Source organism: Pseudomonas sp. W2Oct36 (assembly GCF_041060465.1).
Lineage (GTDB): Bacteria > Pseudomonadota > Gammaproteobacteria > Pseudomonadales > Pseudomonadaceae > Aquipseudomonas > Aquipseudomonas graminis_B.
The window spans coordinates 127,587-145,512 of the sequence record NZ_JAUERW010000003.1; the positions used below are offsets into that span (position 1 = coordinate 127,587).

17 protein-coding genes are annotated in these 17,926 nt (G+C 61.3%); 7 read left to right on the forward strand and 10 right to left on the reverse strand.

Annotated features, from left to right (window positions below):
• Window positions 1–3: 3 nt before the first annotated feature.
• Both QWI18_RS05925 and QWI18_RS05930 read right to left on the reverse strand, forming a co-directional pair.
• Window positions 4–774: an alpha/beta fold hydrolase gene (locus QWI18_RS05925; protein WP_369318404.1), complete on the reverse strand. Its 771-nt coding sequence runs from the start codon at window positions 772–774 to the stop codon at window positions 4–6.
• Window positions 775–1,409: 635 nt separating this feature from the next.
• The gene (locus QWI18_RS05930; RefSeq protein ID WP_369318405.1) at window positions 1,410–1,886 is read right to left on the reverse strand and encodes a hemerythrin domain-containing protein; all 477 of its coding nucleotides are present in this window, start codon (window positions 1,884–1,886) and stop codon (window positions 1,410–1,412) included.
• Window positions 1,887–1,925: 39 nt separating this feature from the next.
• On the opposite strand from QWI18_RS05930, the gene QWI18_RS05935 reads away from it, so the two are divergent.
• Window positions 1,926–2,051 (forward strand): hypothetical protein, encoded by a 126-nt coding sequence (locus tag QWI18_RS05935; protein ID WP_274605157.1) that lies wholly within the window; start codon window positions 1,926–1,928, stop codon window positions 2,049–2,051.
• Between the two features lie 92 nt (window positions 2,052–2,143).
• On the opposite strand, the gene QWI18_RS05940 is transcribed toward QWI18_RS05935, so the two are convergent.
• Window positions 2,144–2,341 (reverse strand): SPOR domain-containing protein, encoded by a 198-nt coding sequence (locus QWI18_RS05940; RefSeq protein ID WP_369318406.1) that lies wholly within the window; start codon window positions 2,339–2,341, stop codon window positions 2,144–2,146.
• Between the two features lie 213 nt (window positions 2,342–2,554).
• Between QWI18_RS05940 and QWI18_RS05945 the strand changes: the two genes are divergently transcribed.
• On the forward strand, window positions 2,555–3,586 hold the full coding sequence (locus QWI18_RS05945) for a DUF4917 family protein (RefSeq protein WP_369318559.1): 1,032 nt from the start codon (window positions 2,555–2,557) through the stop codon (window positions 3,584–3,586).
• A gap of 3 nt (window positions 3,587–3,589) precedes the next feature.
• Here QWI18_RS05945 and QWI18_RS05950 read toward each other — a convergent pair whose 3' ends face one another.
• The 3 genes from QWI18_RS05950 to QWI18_RS05960 all read right to left on the reverse strand — a co-directional run bounded on the left by QWI18_RS05950 (window position 3,590) and on the right by QWI18_RS05960 (window position 4,626).
• Window positions 3,590–4,033: a DUF2442 domain-containing protein gene (locus QWI18_RS05950; RefSeq protein ID WP_369318407.1), complete on the reverse strand. Its 444-nt coding sequence runs from the start codon at window positions 4,031–4,033 to the stop codon at window positions 3,590–3,592.
• A 3-nt stretch (window positions 4,034–4,036) separates the two neighbouring features.
• Complete coding sequence (locus QWI18_RS05955) at window positions 4,037–4,276, reverse strand: DUF4160 domain-containing protein (protein ID WP_369318408.1); 240 nt, start codon at window positions 4,274–4,276, stop codon at window positions 4,037–4,039.
• Between the two features lie 119 nt (window positions 4,277–4,395).
• Window positions 4,396–4,626, reverse strand: coding sequence for a hypothetical protein (locus QWI18_RS05960; protein ID WP_369318409.1), 231 nt, complete (start codon window positions 4,624–4,626; stop codon window positions 4,396–4,398).
• A 410-nt stretch (window positions 4,627–5,036) separates the two neighbouring features.
• Here QWI18_RS05960 and QWI18_RS05965 point away from each other — a divergent pair, with 410 nt between their 5' ends.
• Window positions 5,037–5,936, forward strand: a complete 900-nt coding sequence (locus QWI18_RS05965) for a DMT family transporter (protein WP_369318410.1) — start codon at window positions 5,037–5,039, stop codon at window positions 5,934–5,936.
• Here the strand turns inward: QWI18_RS05965 and QWI18_RS05970 are convergent.
• From QWI18_RS05970 to QWI18_RS05985, 4 genes are all read right to left on the reverse strand, one after another.
• Window positions 5,933–7,150 carry an SAM-dependent methyltransferase gene (locus QWI18_RS05970; protein ID WP_369318411.1) on the reverse strand — a complete coding sequence of 406 codons (1,218 nt, stop codon included), beginning with the start codon at window positions 7,148–7,150 and terminating at the stop codon, window positions 5,933–5,935. The genes QWI18_RS05965 and QWI18_RS05970 overlap by 4 nt on opposite strands.
• 141 nt (window positions 7,151–7,291) lie before the next feature.
• On the reverse strand, window positions 7,292–7,909 hold the full coding sequence (locus tag QWI18_RS05975; protein WP_369318412.1) for a TPM domain-containing protein: 618 nt from the start codon (window positions 7,907–7,909) through the stop codon (window positions 7,292–7,294).
• Window positions 7,910–7,936: 27 nt separating this feature from the next.
• Window positions 7,937–8,713: a YgcG family protein gene (locus QWI18_RS05980; RefSeq protein ID WP_369318413.1), complete on the reverse strand. Its 777-nt coding sequence runs from the start codon at window positions 8,711–8,713 to the stop codon at window positions 7,937–7,939.
• Window positions 8,713–9,336: a LemA family protein gene (locus tag QWI18_RS05985; RefSeq protein ID WP_065992317.1), complete on the reverse strand. Its 624-nt coding sequence runs from the start codon at window positions 9,334–9,336 to the stop codon at window positions 8,713–8,715. The genes QWI18_RS05980 and QWI18_RS05985 overlap by 1 nt, the downstream gene beginning before the upstream one ends.
• 281 nt (window positions 9,337–9,617) lie before the next feature.
• On the opposite strand from QWI18_RS05985, the gene bglX reads away from it, so the two are divergent.
• The 4 genes from bglX (at window position 9,618) to QWI18_RS06005 (ending at window position 17,858) form a co-directional block, all read left to right on the forward strand.
• Window positions 9,618–11,915 carry a beta-glucosidase BglX gene (gene bglX, locus QWI18_RS05990; RefSeq protein ID WP_369318414.1) on the forward strand — a complete coding sequence of 766 codons (2,298 nt, stop codon included), beginning with the start codon at window positions 9,618–9,620 and terminating at the stop codon, window positions 11,913–11,915.
• A gap of 43 nt (window positions 11,916–11,958) precedes the next feature.
• Window positions 11,959–13,722 (forward strand): ATP-binding protein, encoded by a 1,764-nt coding sequence (locus tag QWI18_RS05995; protein ID WP_065992315.1) that lies wholly within the window; start codon window positions 11,959–11,961, stop codon window positions 13,720–13,722.
• Window positions 13,716–15,062 (forward strand): sigma-54-dependent transcriptional regulator, encoded by a 1,347-nt coding sequence (locus tag QWI18_RS06000; RefSeq protein WP_369318415.1) that lies wholly within the window; start codon window positions 13,716–13,718, stop codon window positions 15,060–15,062. Before QWI18_RS05995 ends, QWI18_RS06000 begins: the two co-directional genes overlap by 7 nt.
• A 1,473-nt stretch (window positions 15,063–16,535) precedes the next feature.
• The gene (locus tag QWI18_RS06005) at window positions 16,536–17,858 is read left to right on the forward strand and encodes an MFS transporter (protein ID WP_065992311.1); all 1,323 of its coding nucleotides are present in this window, start codon (window positions 16,536–16,538) and stop codon (window positions 17,856–17,858) included.
• Window positions 17,859–17,926: the final 68 nt, after the last annotated feature.

Here is a 17,926-nt window from a genome sequence, read left to right on the forward strand (position 1 = left end):
ACATCACTCCGCCGCGTGAGTGGCTGCCTGTTCGATCAACGCGGCCACTTCCTGCGGACGGGACTGGTACACCGAGTGACTGGCGCCTTTGATCTCGATGGTGTGGCTGTTGGCCCGCTTGGCGTACATGCGTTCAAGGTCCGGGTTGATGATCCGGTCCGCCCCGGCCACTGCGTACCAGCTAGGTTTGGTTTTCCACGCAGGCACCCCAGCGGGCGTGGTGAATACCGACGCAGCGGTCGGCTCTTGGGAAATGGCTTCGAACTCAGCCTGAGCCTTGGGCAGGTCAGCCGCGAAATCCGCCGGGTAGAACGCCGGGGCAAGGGACAGGAAACCGTCAGCGGTTTGCTTCACCGCCTTGGTGGCGTTAGGAAATAATTTGCCGTTCTGCGCTTCGGTTTCACCCTGATCCAGCGCGTGAGCGGCGATGTACACCAAGCCTACGACGTGCGCGTCATTGCCGACGTCCGTGATGATCGCGCCGCCATAACTGTGACCGACCAGAATCGTCGGGCCATCCTGCTGGTCAACGATGCGCTTGACCGCCGTCACGTCATCGGCGAACGACGTCAGTGGGTGTTCAGCGATCGAGACGTGGTACCCGTCCTTGCGCAGGATCTCGTAGACCGGCTTCCAGCCCGAGCCGTTCACAAAGGCGCCGTGGACCAACACGATGTTCTTCACCGGGGCAGCCTGCGCCGCACTGGCAACGCCCAGCGCCAGGGCGCCCGCCGTAAAAACGCTTAGCAGCAATGACGCGTTGATTCTGTTCATGGGGTGCTCCCTCAATGTGCATTCATGGTCGGCGGCTTGACCGGGATAGCCAAAGCCTGGCCCCGCCCTTCGTTGTGAATCATTGAATGCGCTGCACGTATCTGCAGTGTGTCGCTGAGGGGGGAGCTTTCAGTCAGCACGTATCGGCAAGGGGTCTGGATACACGGGTATACAAAGCGGGCGCTTTTTTTGTGGGACTGACGTTAGCCGGGAAGAGGCAAGTGGGTTCGTCGTCAGTTCTGCAGCGTGTCGGATGACGCTTTCCCGGCTAAAGCCGGTCCCACAATGGAGTCCGCCGCCTGTCCCACTGAATGCACGCAATTCAAATGTGGGACCGGCTTTAGCCGGGAAGATGCATGTGTGGTCGCTATCAGTTTTGCAGTGCGCCGCCTGCCCCCTTCCTGGCTAAAGCCAGTCCTACAATGGGCTCGCCGCCAGTACCGCTGAACGCACGCAATCAAATGTAGGACCGGCTTCAGCCGGGAACAGGTCGGTTGCCCATCCGCCCCATTGAAAGTGCTGCAGCAGGCTTGAGCGGAACCAGGATGCTGAACAAATCTCCACCCGGCCTATAGGCACAACCAGTCACCCACAAAAAAGCCCGGAAATTCCGGGCTTGTTCGTGCCGTCAACGCTTACGCCGCAAGGCTCGGCGACGACAGTGGCTTTTTGTATTCAGCCTTCATCGCTTCCATCTGCGCACCAAGCTCTTCCAGCTTCTTCTTGCCCAGCAACTTTTCAGCTTGCGGGAACATCTCTTCCTCTTCTTCCTCGATGTGGTGCTCCAGCAGCTCTTTGACCACTTTCACACGACCGGAGAACTCCGGGGTGGCAGGGTCAGTTTGCTTGAGGTCCGGCAGCACAAGGGCATCGACAGTGCGGTGCTCTTCCTTGGCTTCGTAGTACATGATGTCCTGCTCTTTACCGCCCGCCTCTTTGAAAGCCGGATAAAGAATTTCTTCTTCGATCTTGGTGTGGATGGTGATTTCCATTTCCAGCTTGGCCAGCAAGTCCGTGCGCTTTTTAACACCGCGCTCAGTGGACTCACTCAGTTGGGTCAAGATGGCCTTTACGCGTTCATGGTCGGCTTTCAACAGTTCGATGGCGTTCATATAGATTTCCTCTAGATCACGGTAGGCGGGTCGATCTAAGTGCCGACCCTGCTGGTTCGTGATGAGTATTGCATCGAGCGTGCCGAAAAAGCGGAGTATCAAAAAGCGCAACGAATCAGACAGTTAGCAAAAGACGTGAAATACGGAATCGTGCAGCCTGCATGAAACTTCGCGAACGGATAGTGCAGTTCACGAGTTGCCATCCGCCTGATTGAGCTCCGGCAAAGCCAGAGCTCAACTAGCGATAAATAGCGTTATTAGTGCGATTTAGTCGCAGGCGCCAACGCCGTCCGCTCTTGATAAGCCGGCAGGGAAGCCGCGAACGCCATGGCTTCTTCGCGAGTGGAGAACGAGCCTAGTTGGTCGTGATGGGTGCAGACCCGCCAAGGACCGTTGTTCACGTTGATCACATCGTAGCCGTTGAAATGCGTCTTGCTGAGCATTGCGGTATGCATGGCGATCTCCCCTCATTCAAGAGAGTGTTGTGGGTTGTCGGATAAAACCTTACACCCGCCATTCACTCTATAGACGTTACCGAGACCAGCGGTGCCCTGCCAAGAATGCTCGAAGCCGACATGCCGCGTTGACAACGCCGACCTGGGTTTCTATAAGTCCCCTCCGTTCTGGCGTCCGGTCAGTACCTGCTCACCTGAAAGCGAAGCGAGATGATGGAATTCACGGATTTTGATGCCGAACTGGCCGACTGGAACACCCTGCAAGCCGCCGCTCCCTGCTCGGGACTGCTGCTGGGCAACGGCGCCAGTCTTGCCGTATGGAAGAACTTCGCCTATGACTCGCTGTTCGAGCTGGCGCAGACCACGCGCAACAAACCCCTGAGCGCCACCGAGCTGGCGCTGTTCAAATCCATGGAAACGGAAAATTTCGAGCCGGTGCTCAGCGGCTTGAAAGTCGCCATGCGGGTCAATGCGGCGCTGACGATTGGTTCGTCATCGCCACGCAATCGCTATTTCGCGATCAAGGAAGCCCTGATTCACGGCATCCGCTCGGCGCATATTCCGTGGCGGCTGATGGAAGCGGCCACCATCGCCAGGATCAGCGACGCCCTGAGCCGCTACCAGACGGTGTATTCCACCAACTACGACCTGCTGGCGTACTGGGCGGCGATGCATGGCGCGCAGCCATTCGATGATCTGTTCGACGACGATGCGATGTTCAACCTGCACCGCACCGACAGCCACGCCACCCGCGTCTTGTATCTGCACGGCGGCATGCACCTGGTGAAGAATTTCGACGGTACGGCGCGCAAGTTGATGTCCTCGGAAAGCACCCTGTTGGGCAGCTTCGCGATCAATGCGCTGGAGGATGTGCCGCTGTTTGTCTGCGAAGGCCGCAGTGACGACAAGATGAAGATCATCCGCGGTTCGGACTATCTGTCGTTTTGCCACGCCCAACTGGCGCAGCATCAGGGCGCGCTGTGCGTCTTCGGCCACTCGCTGGGCAAGCAGGATCGACACATCCTGAACGCCATTCTCCAGGCCCGCCCCAAATCCATCGCCATCTCGGTGCTGCCGCGCAGTGACGCCTTCATCCAGCACCAGAAACGCCGCTACAGCGAACTGTTTGAAGGGCAGAACATCGAGCTGACATTCTTCAACGCCACCACCCACCCGCTGGGCGATCCGACACTGGCGGTGCCGGTGGCGCGATTGAAGGAAGCGCTGGAGTTGAAGAAGAGCTGAGGGTTAGCGCGGCGAGTGCTCATATTCCCAACCCCGACAGGCCAATGCCACGTGCTTGGGGATAAGTGCAGCACCGCTGCTGTAAACAGTAATGGTTCGACGCGTAAAGCCCAGCTCGATGGCCGCTGCCGAGAGCGAAAGGTTGTTCTTTGCCATCCACTGTTTGAAGTCCCGCGTCGGCATGACTTCACCGGCCAGCTTCAGCGCGAGCCGGTGAAGCGTCGACGCAGACAGCTCGATATCATTCCCCCACGACACGTCGAATCCCCAATCACCCACAGTCACCTGACTGAACAGCGTTTCATCCTTCAGCGGCACCAGCGCTTCAAATTGGTCGATGTAGGCGGATAAATCAACGGTATGACGCTTGCCGTTGTTCCAGTCGAGGATCAACGAGCGGCTGTTCGCGACAGGTTGCGCAGCGACGATGCGTAATTTGCTGGTCATGTCTCAAGTCCTCCGATTCTGCTCATACCAGATACGCCACAAGTCCCGGGTATGATTCCTGGCCCTTTGCAGCGCTTCTTTCAGCGCCTTCCCCTCAGCGCCCCTGCCTAAGACCCTTAAACCGTCAATCTGCGCGAGTGACTCCCCGTCAGGCGTCTGGACATGGAAATGGAAATGGGGCGGGGCATGGTCGTCCGGACAGATTTTGATCTTCCAGTTGCGATTGTTATGTACGGTAGCCATGGCGGGATACTAGAGAAATTTTTCCCCAGGACAAACTCTGCTGACAAAAACAAAAACCGGACCCTGCGAGGTCCGGTCTCCAGTCGCTCACCGCTTCGAATCTTCCCAGCCGCTGCCCTTTACTCGTTACCTTCCGACAACGCCCCCACCACCACTGCCCCACTCTGATTGTGTTTGCTGACGCTGGTGGCGACCGATTCGGTGGTCAGGCGCATGCTGCTGAGGGCGGCGAGTCGGTCGCTGCTCGTCGTGTGCACGACGCTGCCCGACCATTGAGCGGCCACCGTCGCCAGCCATGCGAAAAGGAATACCACGACACCCTGCAACGCCCATTTTCCGATAACCGACACGATGGTTCTCCTGGCTGAATTCGACGGCATCAATTTGACCTTCTAACTGTTGCAGCAACATTGCATTCAACTTCTGCACCAACATTTAGAGCGATTCAGTCCGCAGCCGCAAAATCCTCGAAAACGGCATTTCCGCCCTCGCCCCCTTCCCGGCTAAAGCCCGTCCCACTGGGTGCAGTCTCTTCCCGGCTGAAGCCGGTCCTACAAATACGGCCGTCGCCAATCCCGCTGAATGCGCGCAATTCAAATGTAGGACCGGCTTCAGCCGGGAAGAGGCCGGTTTGAGCGCCGGAGGATTAACGGGTGAAGTGTACGGACGATTCCGCACGCAGCTGTAAAAGGCCGCCACTCCGCTTCTGTGGCTGAATGAGCTCGCGTTTCGCACCCACAAGAACAAGGCAAGACCTTCTATGTCCTCTCGTGAAAACACCGGCATGGTCCTCGGACTGATCGGCGTGGTGATCTTCAGTCTGACGCTGCCCATGACCCGCATCGTGGTGCAGGAAATCCATCCCTTGCTCAACGGGCTGGGCCGCGCCTTGTTTGCGGCGGTGCCGGCGGCGGCGTTGCTGCTCTGGCGCAGAGAAAAATTGCCGACCCGCGCGCAGTTCAAGGCGCTCATGGTCGTGGCGTTGGGAGTGATCGTCGGGTTCCCGGTGCTCTCGGCCTGGGCCATGAAAACCCTGCCGGCCTCCCACGGCGCACTGGTCAATGGCCTGCAACCGCTGCTGGTCGCCATCTACGCCGCATGGCTTTCCCATGAACGACCGTCGAAAGCCTTCTGGGCCTGCGCGGCCATGGGCAGCGTTCTGGTGCTGGGTTACGCGCTGATCAGCGGCGCCGGCAATCTTCAGGCCGGTGATGTGCTGATGGTCGCCGCAGTGGCGATCGGCGGGCTGGGTTATGCCGAAGGTGGCCGTCTGGCCAAGGAGATGGGGGGCTGGCAGGTCATCTGCTGGGCGCTGGTCATTTCGATCCCGGTATTGATCGTGCCCGTCAGCTATCTGGCGTGGCAGCACCAGGGCCCGATTTCTCCCGGCACCTGGTGGGCCTTCGGGTACGTGTCGCTGTTCTCGCAATTCATCGGATTCTTCGCCTGGTACGCCGGGCTGGCCATGGGCGGCATCGCGCGGGTCAGCCAGATTCAGCTGGTGCAGCTGTTCTTCACCATGGCCTTTTCGGCGCTGTTTTTCGGTGAGCACATTGATCCGACGACCTGGATCTTCGCCGCCGGTGTCGTGGTCACACTGGCCATCGGGCGCAAAACGGCGGTGATTGCACCCAAGCCGGTTGCTGCCGCTCGCGTTTAGCCGAGCAGACCGTCGGCCTGGAGCAAGCGCTCCAGGCACTGTTCCTGAATACCGTAGAACACTTTCAGCTCCTGGATCTTTGCCAGCAATTCAGCAGGGTCCGCCGGGGTGGCGCGCTTGACCGCCAGAATCATCTTGTTCTTGTTGGTGTGCTCCAGCGAGATGAACTCGAAGACCTTGGTTTCATAACCGCAGGCCTCCAGCAGCAACGCGCGCAAAGCATCGGTGACCATCTCGGCCTGCTGGCCCATGTGCAAACCGTATTGCAGCATTGGCTTGAGCAGCGTCGGGCTCTGGATCTGCAGGCGGATCTGTTTGTGGCAGCACGGCGAGCACATGATGATCGAGGCGCCCGAGCGGATGCCGGTGTGGATGGCGTAATCGGTGGCGATGTCGCAGGCGTGCAAGGCAATCATCACGTCCAGTTCGCTGGGCGCCACCGAACGCACGTCACCGCATTTGAACACCAGACCCGGATGCTCCAGCTGCGCGGCGGCGTTGTTGCACAGCGTGACCATGTCTTCGCGCAACTCGACGCCGGTGACGTTGCCTTCGGCCTGCAAGGTGTTGCGCAGGTAATCGTGGATGGCGAAGGTCAGATAACCCTTCCCCGAGCCGAAATCTGCGACCGTCACCGGCTTGTCCAGCTTGATCGGCGACGTCGCCAGGGCGTGGGAGAACACCTCGATGAACTTGTTGATCTGCTTCCACTTGCGCGACATGGCCGGGATCAGCTCGTGCTGCTTGTTGGTCACGCCCAGGTCGGTCAGGAACGGCCGGCTGAGTTCCAGGTAGCGTTTCTTTTCGCGGTCATGCTCGGCCGTCGGGGCTTCGCGTTCCTGCTGGGCCTTGTTGCGGAACAGCGTGCTCTTGCCCTTCTTGCTGAACTCCAGCTGCACTTCATCGGTGAGCGACAGCAGATGAGCGTTCTTGAAGGACTCGGGCAGCAGGCTGGCGATCAGCGTCTGCGCTTCGGCGAGGGGGTGATTTTTGGTGATGTCGCGGGTCTTGTAGCGATAGACGAAGGACAGGCAAGGCTGATCCTTGACCGTGACGGGCTTGATGATGACCCGCTGCAACTCCGCTTCACTTCCGACGTACTTGGCCAGCACCAGTTTGATCAGCGAATTTTGCGTCAGGCAGGTGTCCAGCAGACTCAGGAACTGAGCGCGGTGGTCCTGCGCAGGAACGGTGGCGGGTGCGGTAACGGACATCGGAAAGCGCCTCGGGAGCAGAAATGCGAGGCGCTATTTTAGGCGGGTCGTAAGCAGTAGGTGCAATTAAATGACGCGGAGCATCGGAAGACGCATTCCCACGCGGGGCGCGGGAACGATCGTGTCGGCAGCCGTGAGGCCCTACTCCAACACCACCAACCGGTTTGGCAGCTCGTTGCGCGCCTGGGTCACGGGCACCTGCTCGCTCAGCACGTCGCCGCACGAACGAATGCACCCTACGAAACCTTCCAGAATCCGGCCGTCCTTCACCTGCCAGGTAAAGGTCTCGACCATCGCGCGCCAGACTTCGTTGTCCACACGTCGCGCGATACCGTCGTCGACGATGATCTCGACATAACGCTCGGCCTCGCTGACGAAAATCAGCACGCCGGTGCCATTGGCGGTGGCATGAAGATTCTGTTCGAGAAACTGCCGACGGGCGAGATTACCCGCCCGCCAATGCCGCACGCGAATAGGCACCAGCCGCGTGGTGATGCCCGGCAAGCGGCACACCAGCGCTACCACGATGAAGGTGACAACCTGCACCAGCAGCAGGTGATTGGCACTGAGCCAGCCGGTCAGCAGGTTGATCAACCCCGGCACCAATAACGCGACGACCCCGGCCCAGATGAGCGGCACGTAGGTGTAGTCATCAGCGCTGGTCGCCAGCACCGTCACCAGTTCTGCGTCGGTCTGACGCTCGACGGTTTCAATGGCGTGGGCAACCCGCTGCTGTTCGTCTTTATTGAGCAATGTCATGCAAGCAAACCCTTCCTGAGCGAACGACTACCAGCCACCGGAGGCACCGCCCCCGCCAAATCCACCACCGCCACCGCGCATACCGCCGGAGCCCGACCCTCCGGAACCGAAGCCGCCTGAGCCGCCAGAACCGAAGCCGCCAAAGCCACCGCCCCCGGAGCCGATGGACCGGCCCCGCCCGGACCGTGCGCTGATGTAACTGATGACCACGAACAGCACCAGAAACAGCAAGGTCACTTTCCAGTCGACGCCTTGATCCTCACGCGCCGCAGCACTGCCAGTGGCGCCGACTGCCGGCTCGGCGAGGGGATCGCCGCCGAGCACCTGAACCATCGCCTCGGCACCTTTGCTGATGCCACCAACGAAATCGCCCTGCCGGAACGCCGGCGTGATGATCTGATTGATGATCACCGAGGACTGCGCATCCGTCAGACGATCTTCCAGGCCGTAACCCACTTCGATGCGCACCTTGCGCTCGTCGCGGGCGACCACCAACAAGGCGCCGTTGTCTTTGCCCTTCTGCCCGATGCCCCAGTGACGACCCAGCTGATAGCCGTAGTCCTCAATGCTTGAGCCCTGTAAGTCAGGCAACGTGACCACCACCACTTGCTCGGTGGTCAGTTCTTCGTGCGCGCGCAGCATCTGTTCGAGATGCTCTTTGCTCGGGCCGTCGATCATCCCGGCGGCGTCGACAACGCGCCCGGTCAGCGGCGGAAACGTGAGGTCGGCTTGAGCCCATTGGGCAAACATACCCACCGACATCGCCAGTAACGCGACCAGCACTCCCCGGCGCGCGCGTCCCATCAGAACTTCACTTGCGGCGCTTTGTCAGCGTCAGCGGCGGTGGCTTCGAAGTTCGGACGCACCGGCAGATCGCTGTACATCACCGTATGCCACAGACGGCCCGGGAAGGTGCGGATCTCGGTGTTGTAACGCTCGACCGCCGTGATGAAATCGCGACGGGCCACCGCAATGCGGTTTTCCGTGCCTTCAAGCTGAGATTGCAGCGCCAGGAAGTTCTGGTTGGATTTGAGGTCCGGATAGCGCTCCGAAACCACCATCAAGCGGCTCAATGCGCCGGTCAGCTGACCTTGCGCGTCCTGGAACTGCTTGAGTTTGGCCGGATCGTTCAGGGTGCTGGCGTCTACCTGAATCGACGTCGCCTTGGCCCGCGCTTCGATGACTGCGGTCAGGGTGTCCTGCTCTTGTTTGGCGTAGCCCTTCACCGTTTCCACCAGGTTGGGGATCAGGTCGGCGCGGCGTTGATACTGGTTCTGCACCTGTGCCCAGGCGGCCTTGACCTGCTCGTCGTAGGTCGGAATGTTGTTGATCCCGCAGCCGGACAACAGGGTCGTCAGCAGCATCATCAACGCCAGTGACAATTTGTAACGACTGCCCCGGCTGTGGTCATAACGCTCTGTTTGCATGGCGTGCGTGCTCCCTGTACTCATCAATAATTAGTCCTGTCAGTCATGACTTTAGCCAAACCGGACGATCCCCGGCATAATCCCGCCCCATCGCGTTGTCAGGGCTCTGGATTGCCGGGCCACAATCAGATAAAACTCGTTGCGCTACTGATGCTCATATGAGGCAGGAGTTCAGCGACGTTGCCGTCCTGACGACAATAAAAACCAAAGGTTAGACACCTATAACAATGGCTGACCGGTATTACGCGCGAGTTGCCGGCGACGCCTTGAGAAAACCATTCATGAATAAGCTGTGTTTCCTGAGTCTCGTCATCGGCCTGGTCAGTCAGTCCGCCTGGGCCGAAAACGCCACCACCGGCGTCGGCACCGCTTCCACGCTGCAAGCCAAAAATGCATTCATCGCCAACCTGATGAAGCAAATGACCCTAGACGAGAAGATCGGTCAACTGCGCCTGATCAGCATCGGTCCGGAAATGCCCAAGCCGGAAATTCTCAAGGAAATCACCGCAGGCCGCATCGGCGGCACGTTCAACTCCGTCGTGCTGCCGGACAACCGCGCCATGCAGGACGCCGCCGGGCACAGCCGCAACAAGATTCCGATGTTTTTCGCCTACGACGTCGTCCACGGCCAGCGCACGGTGTTCCCGATCAGCCTGGGCCTCGCGTCGACCTGGGACATGAACGCCATCACCCGCACCGGTCGCGTGTCGGCGATCGAAGCGGCGGCCGACGGCGTGGACATGACCTTCGCGCCCATGGTCGACATTACCCGCGACGCACGCTGGGGCCGCAGCTCCGAAGGGTTCGGCGAGGACACCTATCTGGTATCGCGCATCTCCGCCACCATGACCCGTGCGTTTCAGGGCACCAGCATGCAGGCGCCCAACAGCATCATGGCGGTGGTCAAACACTTCGCCCTGTATGGCGCGGTCGAGGGCGGTCGCGACTACAACACCGTCGACATGAGCCCGGTGCGCATGCAGCAGGACTACCTGCCGCCCTATCGCGCGTCGATTGATGCTGGCGCAGGGGGCGTGATGATCGCGCTCAATTCCATCAACGGCGTGCCTTCCACCTCCAACGCCTGGCTGCTGCAGGACGTGCTGCGCAGGGACTGGGGCTTCAAAGGCGTGACCGTCAGCGACCACGGCGCGATCAAGGAATTAATCGACCACGGCGTAGCCAAGGACTTCCGCGAAGCCGCCAAGCTGGCGATCAAGGCCGGCGTCGACCTGAGCATGAACGACAAAGCCTACGGCGAAGAGCTGCCGGGGCTGGTGAAGAGCGGCGAAGTGTCGGAGAGAGAAGTCGACAATGCCGTGCGAGAAGTGCTCGGCGCCAAGTGGGAAATGGGCCTGTTCGCCAACCCGTACCTGCGCATCGGCGCGGCTGTGGATGACCCCGCCGACCGTAACGCCGAAAATCGTTTGCACCGTGCCGAAGCCCGCGACGTCGCGCGCAAGAGCATCGTGCTGCTGAAGAACCAGAACGACACCCTGCCGCTGAAGAAGCAAGGCACCATCGCCGTGATCGGCCCGCTGGCCAAGAGCTCGATGGACATGCTGGGCAGCTGGTCGGCGGCCGGTCTGGCGCGTCAGACCGTCAATGCCTACGACGGCATTGCGGCGGCGGTCGGCGACAAGGCCAAGCTGATTTATGCACTGGGCTCCAACGTCACCGACAATCAGCACGCCATTACCTACCTGAACAAAATGGACGACCAGATCGCCATCGATCCGCGTCCGGAACAGGAAATGATCGACGAAGCCGTCAAGGCCGCGCAGCAGGCTGACGTCGTGGTGGCAGTGGTCGGTGAGTCACGCAACATGTCCCACGAAGCCGCGAGCCGTGTCGACCTGGTGATCCCCGGCCGTCAACGGGAGCTGATCCGCGCGCTCAAAGCCACGGGCAAGCCGCTGGTGCTGGTGTTGATGAACGGCCGGCCGCTGGCGCTGGGCGAAGAAAACGAGCTGGCCGACGCCATGGTGGAGAGCTGGTTCCTCGGCACCGAGGGCGGCAATGCTCTGGCTGACGTGTTGTTCGGCGACTACAACCCGTCCGGCAAACTGCCGATGACCTTCCCCCGCTCCGTGGGTCAGGTGCCGGCCTACTACAATCACCTGAACACCGGTCGTCCCTACCGCCCGAATGATTCGAACTACACCTCGAACTATTTCGAAGAGCCGACCAGCCCGCTGTTCCCGTTCGGTTACGGCCTGAGCTACACCCAGTTCAGCGTCTCGGACATCACCCTGTCGATCAACAAGATGACCCGCAAGGACAAGTTGACCGCCAGCGTCATGGTCAAGAACACCGGCAAGGTCGCGGGTGAAACCGTGGTCCAGCTTTACCTGCGCGACGTCGCCGCGTCGATTAGCCGCCCGGTGAAAGAGCTGAAGAACTTTCAGAAGGTCATGCTGAACCCCGGCGAAGAGAAATCCGTGAGCTTCACCCTGACCGAAGAAGACTTGAAGTTCTTCAATCCGTCGCTGAAGTACGCGGCCGAGGCGGGCGAGTTCAAGCTGATGATCGGCCTGGATTCGGAGAACGTGAAAGAGACGACGTTTAACTTGCTATAAGGCAGGAATCCGGGGCGAATGCGCCAGCCACTGAAAGGAGGTCATGCCCATGCCCCGTTCCGTCCGCCTTGTGCTCTACGTCTTGCTGATCCTCGCCGGTGCCGCCATCGCGGCGACGCTGGCGATGCATCAGGCTCAGCGGCATGCGCTGGAAGGTGACGCTGAACAATCCAGGGATCGTCTGGCGCTCTACGCCAATACGCTGCAAACCCTGATCGAGCGCTACCGGGCACTGCCGGCCGTTCTGGCCCTTGATCCGCAACTGCGGGCGGCGCTGAGCGGACCGGTCAGCGCCGACACCACCCAGGCGCTCAATCTCAAACTGGAGCAGATCAACGGCGCTGCCCAGTCCTCCACCCTCGAACTGCTCGACCGCAACGGCCTTGCCGTAGGCGCGAGCAACTGGCGTCTGCCGAGCAGCTATGTGGGTCACAACTACGGCTTCCGCCCCTACTTCACGCAAACCCGCGCCAACGGCGTCGGGCGCTTTTATGCCGTCGGCGTGACCAGCGGCATCCCGGGTTACTTCCTGTCGAACGCGGTGCGTGACGAGGCCGGGCAGTTCATCGGTGCCATGGTGGTCAAGCTGGAGTTTCCGGACCTGGAACACACCTGGGCGCAAAACGATGACCTGCTGCTGGTCAGTGACGCCAAGGGCATCGTCTTCATTGCCAATCAGCCGGGCTGGCGCTATCGGGCCCTGCGACCGCTGAACGAGCAAGAGCGCGCCGAACTGGCGAGCACGCGTCAGTACGACAAGCAACCGTTGACGCCCTTGCATCAGGAGCCGCTGCTTGCGTTCGGCGAGAACAGCCACCTCAGCCGCGTTGACGCCCCCAACGAGCAGGCGGATTTCTTGTGGCAGTCGATGCCGCTGCCGACCGAGGGCTGGACGCTGCACCTGCTGCGTAAACCGCAGCCCGCCAGCGAAGACGCGCGCAATGCAGGTCTGGCGGCGGCAGGCATCTGGCTGACCCTGGTGTTCCTCGGGCTGTTTTTGTATCAACGCTGGCGCCTTGCCCGGGTGCGCCAGCGCAGTCGCGAAGAGCTTGAGCGTCTGGTGGAAGAGCGCACGCGCGACCTGCACACCGCGCAGGACGGTCTGGTGCAGTCGACCAAGCTGGCGGCGCTCGGCCAGATGTCCGCCGCCCTCGCCCACGAAATCAACCAGCCGCTGACGGCGCAGCGCATGCAGCTCGCGACCCTGCGTTTGTTGCTGGAGCATGGCCGTGTCGACGATGCGTACAAGGCGTTGAGCCTGCTGGATCAGCAGCTGACGCGCATGGCCGCGCTCACCGGCCACCTGAAAACCTTCGCCCGTAAAAGCCCCAGCGGCCTGCGCGAGCGCCTTGATCTGGCCACCGTGGTCGATCAGGCGCTGCTGTTGCTGGATGCGCGTATTCGCGAAGAGCGCGTCAGCTGCGTGCTCGACCTCACGCGTCCGGCCTGGGTGCGCGGTGACGCGATTCGACTGGAACAGGTGCTGATCAATCTGATGCGCAACGCCTTGGACGCGATGGGCGATAAACCGCTCAGGCGTCTGGAAATCCGCATCGATGCACAGGGCGAGCACTGGTGCGTTTCCGTCATCGACAGTGGCGGCGGGATTGCCGAAGAACACGTGGCTAACGTATTCGATCCGTTTTTCACCACCAAACCGGTGGGCGATGGCCTGGGGCTGGGGCTCGCGGTTTCGTTCGCCATCGTGCATGAACTGGGCGGCCGGCTCAGCGCCGAAAACATTAACAACGGCGCGCGGTTTTTCTTCTGTTTGACCCAGGCCCCGGAGGCCGACGCCCCATGCTGAACTCGGTAATCGTGGTGGACGACGAAGCGCCCATCCGGGAAGCGGTGGAGCAATGGCTCTCGCTGTCCGGTTTCGAGGTGCGCCTGTTCAGCCGTTCCGAGGAATGCCTGGCGCAAGTGCCCGAGCACTTTCCCGGCGTGATCCTCAGCGATGTGCGCATGCCCGGCATGGATGGCTTGCAGTTGCTGGCCGAGTTGCAACGGCGGGACCGCGATTTGCCGGTGATCTTGCTGACTGGCCACGGTGACGTGCCCATGGCCGTAGACGCCATGCGCGACGGCGCCTATGACTTTCTCGAGAAGCCGTTCACCCCTGAAACCCTGCTCGGAAGCCTGCGGCGGGCACTGGAGAAACGCGCGCTGGTGCTGGAAAACCGCGCGCTGCATGAACGGGCGGATAACCGCTCGCGGCTCGATGCCACACTGCTGGGGATGTCGCCGACGATGCAGACATTGCGGAGGCAGGTCCTGGACCTCTCGCAACTGCCGGTTAATGTGCTGATTCGCGGCGAGACCGGCAGCGGCAAGGAAATGGTCGCGCGTTGCCTCCATGACTTCGGTCCGCGGGCAGACAAGCCGTTCGTTGCGGTCAACTGCGCGGCGATCCCGGAGCAGTTGTTCGAAGCCGAGCTGTTCGGCCACGAAAGCGGCGCGTTCACCGGCGCCCAGGGCAAGCGGATCGGAAAACTGGAGTACGCCCACGGCGGCACGGTCTTCCTCGACGAAATCGAAAGCATGCCGCTGGCGCAGCAGGTCAAACTGCTGCGGGTGATCCAGGAGCGGCGGATCGAGCGACTGGGTTCGAACCAGAGCATCGACATTGATGTGCGCATCATTGCCGCGACCAAGCCCGATCTGCTGGACGAAGCCAGGGCCGGGCGTTTCCGCGAAGACCTGGCCTATCGGCTGAACATCGCGGAATTGCGCCTTCCGCCCTTGCGCGAGCGGCGAGAAGACATCCCGATGCTGTTCAGCCATTTCTCGCGGAATGCGGCGGAGCGCCTCGGCCGCGACGCGCCGGTATTGAGCGCGGAACAACTGAGCCATCTGCTCAGCCACGACTGGCCAGGGAACGTGCGCGAGCTGGCGAACGCGGCCGAGCGCCAGGTGCTGGGGCTGGACGGTCCCGCTGCGCAAGAGAACCCGATGGGGCAATCGCTGGTGGCGCAGCAGGAAGCGTTCGAAGCGCACTGCATTCGCTCGGCGTTGCGACGGCATAGGGGCGACATCAAAGCGGTCATGCACGAACTGCAACTGCCCCGCCGTACGCTGAATGAAAAAATGCAGCGACACGGACTGGTGCGCGAGGACTTTCTAGCGGGAGACAGTCCTACAGGATGACCGCGGGGGGTCCGTAGGACCGGCTTCAGCCGGGAAGAGGCCAGCGTGAACACCATCAATTTCGCGGCGTGACACCCGACGCCTTCCCGGCTAAAGCCAGTCCCACAAAGCGCACGCGGTGATCCCGTGGGACCGGCTTCAGCCGGGAAGAGGCCAGCAAGGTCACCCACGATTCCGCCGCGCGACACCCGACGCATTCCCGGCTAAAGCCAGTCCCACAAAGCGCACGCGGCGATTCCGTGGGACCGGCTCCAGCCGGGAAGAGGCCCGCGAGATCACCCACGATTCCGCGGCGCGACACCCGACGCATTCCCGGCTAAAGCCAGTCCTACATGAGCACACGGCGATTCCGTGGGACCGGCTTCAGCCGGGAAGAGGCCCGCGAGATCACCCACGATTCCGCCGCGCGACACCCGACGCATTCCTGGCTAAAGCCAGTCCCACAAAGCGCATGCGGTGATCCCGTGGGACCGGCTTCAGCCGGGAAGAGGCCAGCAAAATCACCCTCGATTCCGCGGCGCGACACACGACGCATTCCCGGCTAAAGCCAGTCCCACAAAGCGCACGCGGCGATTCCGTGGGACCGGCTTCAGCCGGGAAGAGACCCGCGAGATCACCCACGATTCGGCCGCGCGACACCCGACGCATTCCCGGCTAAAACCAGTCCCACAAAGCGCATGCGGTGATCCCGTGGGACCGGCTTCAGCCGGGAAGAGGCCCGCGAGATCACCCTCGATTCCGCGGCGCGACACCCGACGCATTCCCGGCTAAAGCCAGTCCTACATGAGCATGCGGCGATCCCGTGGGACCGGCTTCAGCCGGTAAGAGACCCGTTTGATCGCCCACGATTCCGCCGCGCAACACCCGACGCATTCCCGGCTAAAGCCAGTCCCACCAAGCGCACGCGGTGATCCCGTGGGACCGGCTTCAGCCGGGAAGAGGCCAGCAAAATCACCCTCGATTCCGCGGCGCGACACACGACGCATTACCGGCTAAAGCCAGTCCCACAAAGCGCACGCGGCGATTCCGTGGGACCGGCTTCAGCCGGGAAGAGGCCAGCGGGATCACCCTCGATTCCGCGGCGTGACAGCCGACGCATTCCCGGCTAAAGCCAGTCCTACATGAGCATGCGGTGATCCCGTGGGACCGGCTTCAGCCGGGAAGAGGCCAGCAAGATCACCCTCGATTCCGCGGCGCGACACACGACGCATTCCCGGCTAAAGCCAGTCCTACATGAGCATGCGGTGATCCCGTGGGACCGGCTTCAGCCGGGAAGAGACTTCGATCCTGTCAGATCGGGGAATGAGCGGATTTTCGCTCATGGGTTTCAGACATCAAGCGGATTTCCGCTTACCCTGACCGCGACAACCCCTCTACTCCGGGCCTTTCAGCCGTTGGCACAGCTCCTGCTATCACTGTCGTCAGACCGCCTCGATGCGTTCCTTCTAACAACAATGACTTGCAGGAAATCCCATGGCCATCCCCAATTCTGCCTCCCACGGAACGGCTGCCACGCCAGCCGCCGAAAAAACCACCGGAAGTCGCCTGAAATCCATTTTCAGCGGTTCGGTCGGCAACATGGTCGAGTGGTACGACTGGTACGTCTACGCCGCCTTCTCCCTCTACTTCGCCAAAGTCTTCTTCCCCAAGGGCGACACCACCGCCCAATTGCTCAATACCGCCGCGATCTTTGCCGTGGGCTTCCTGATGCGCCCCATCGGCGGCTGGCTTATGGGCCTCTACGCAGACCGCAAAGGCCGCAAGGCCGCGCTGATGGCGTCGGTGCTGCTGATGTGTTTCGGTTCGCTGATCATCGCCCTCACCCCTGGCTATGAAACCATCGGCGTTGGCGCCCCGATCATGCTGGTGTTCGCCCGCCTGCTACAAGGCCTGTCGGTAGGTGGCGAGTACGGCACCTCGGCGACGTACCTCAGCGAGATGGCGACCAAAGAACGCCGGGGCTTTTTCTCCAGCTTCCAGTACGTGACGCTGATCTCCGGCCAGCTCATCGCGCTGGCGGTGCTGATTGTGCTGCAACAGACGCTGACCACTGAACAGCTGCACGCATGGGGCTGGCGCATCCCGTTCGCCATTGGTGCGTTGTGCGCGGTGGTGGCACTGTTCCTGCGTCGCGGGATGGAAGAAACCGAGTCGTTCAACCGCAAGAAGGACAAACCCAAAGAAAGCCTCATGCGCACCCTGATGCGCCATCCCAAGGAGCTGATGACCGTCGTCGGCCTGACCATGGGCGGCACGCTGGCGTTCTACACCTACACCACCTACATGCAGAAGTACCTGGTGAACACGGTGGGCATGAGCATCACCGATTCGACGACGATTTCCGCCGCTACGCTGTTCCTGTTCATGCTGTTGCAACCGGTGATCGGCGCGCTGTCTGACAAGATTGGCCGTCGCCCGATCCTGATTGCCTTTGGAGTGCTGGGCACCTTGTGTACCGTGCCGATCCTCACCACCCTGCACACCATCCAGAGCTGGTGGGGCGCGTTCTTCCTGATCATGGCCGCGCTGATCATCGTCAGCGGCTATACGTCGATCAACGCCGTGGTGAAAGCCGAACTGTTCCCGACCGAGATCCGCGCCCTGGGCGTCGGCCTGCCGTACGCACTGACGGTGTCGATCTTCGGCGGCACAGCCGAATACATCGCGCTGTGGTTCAAGAGCATTGGCATGGAAACCGGCTACTACTGGTACGTCACCGCCTGCATCGCAGTGTCGCTGCTGGTGTATGTGTTCATGAAAGACACCCGCAAGCATTCGCGGATCGAGACTGACTGACCTGAAACGGCGCTGGCTAGCCGCTTCGACCAGCGCTTAAAGGCAGCAAAACGAGGGCAGCTCACGCA

What these genes read in the sequence shown, in the direction of transcription:
- QWI18_RS05995 (WP_065992315.1), top strand. Translation starts at nt 11,959, where the DNA reads ATGCCCATGCCCCGTTCCGTCCGCCTTGTGCTCTACGTCTTGCTGATC.
- QWI18_RS06000 (WP_369318415.1), top strand. Translation starts at nt 13,716, where the DNA reads ATGCTGAACTCGGTAATCGTGGTGGACGACGAAGCGCCCATCCGGGAA.
- QWI18_RS06005 (WP_065992311.1), top strand. Translation starts at nt 16,536, where the DNA reads ATGGCCATCCCCAATTCTGCCTCCCACGGAACGGCTGCCACGCCAGCC.
- bglX (WP_369318414.1), top strand. Translation starts at nt 9,618, where the DNA reads ATGAATAAGCTGTGTTTCCTGAGTCTCGTCATCGGCCTGGTCAGTCAG.
- QWI18_RS05955 (WP_369318408.1), bottom strand. Translation starts at nt 4,276, where the DNA reads ATGGCTACCGTACATAACAATCGCAACTGGAAGATCAAAATCTGTCCG.
- QWI18_RS05945 (WP_369318559.1), top strand. Translation starts at nt 2,555, where the DNA reads ATGGAATTCACGGATTTTGATGCCGAACTGGCCGACTGGAACACCCTG.
- QWI18_RS05940 (WP_369318406.1), bottom strand. Translation starts at nt 2,341, where the DNA reads ATGCATACCGCAATGCTCAGCAAGACGCATTTCAACGGCTACGATGTG.
- QWI18_RS05930 (WP_369318405.1), bottom strand. Translation starts at nt 1,886, where the DNA reads ATGAACGCCATCGAACTGTTGAAAGCCGACCATGAACGCGTAAAGGCC.
- QWI18_RS05950 (WP_369318407.1), bottom strand. Translation starts at nt 4,033, where the DNA reads ATGACCAGCAAATTACGCATCGTCGCTGCGCAACCTGTCGCGAACAGC.
- QWI18_RS05970 (WP_369318411.1), bottom strand. Translation starts at nt 7,150, where the DNA reads ATGTCCGTTACCGCACCCGCCACCGTTCCTGCGCAGGACCACCGCGCT.
- QWI18_RS05975 (WP_369318412.1), bottom strand. Translation starts at nt 7,909, where the DNA reads ATGACATTGCTCAATAAAGACGAACAGCAGCGGGTTGCCCACGCCATT.
- QWI18_RS05965 (WP_369318410.1), top strand. Translation starts at nt 5,037, where the DNA reads ATGTCCTCTCGTGAAAACACCGGCATGGTCCTCGGACTGATCGGCGTG.
- QWI18_RS05925 (WP_369318404.1), bottom strand. Translation starts at nt 774, where the DNA reads ATGAACAGAATCAACGCGTCATTGCTGCTAAGCGTTTTTACGGCGGGC.
- QWI18_RS05980 (WP_369318413.1), bottom strand. Translation starts at nt 8,713, where the DNA reads ATGGGACGCGCGCGCCGGGGAGTGCTGGTCGCGTTACTGGCGATGTCG.
- QWI18_RS05985 (WP_065992317.1), bottom strand. Translation starts at nt 9,336, where the DNA reads ATGCAAACAGAGCGTTATGACCACAGCCGGGGCAGTCGTTACAAATTG.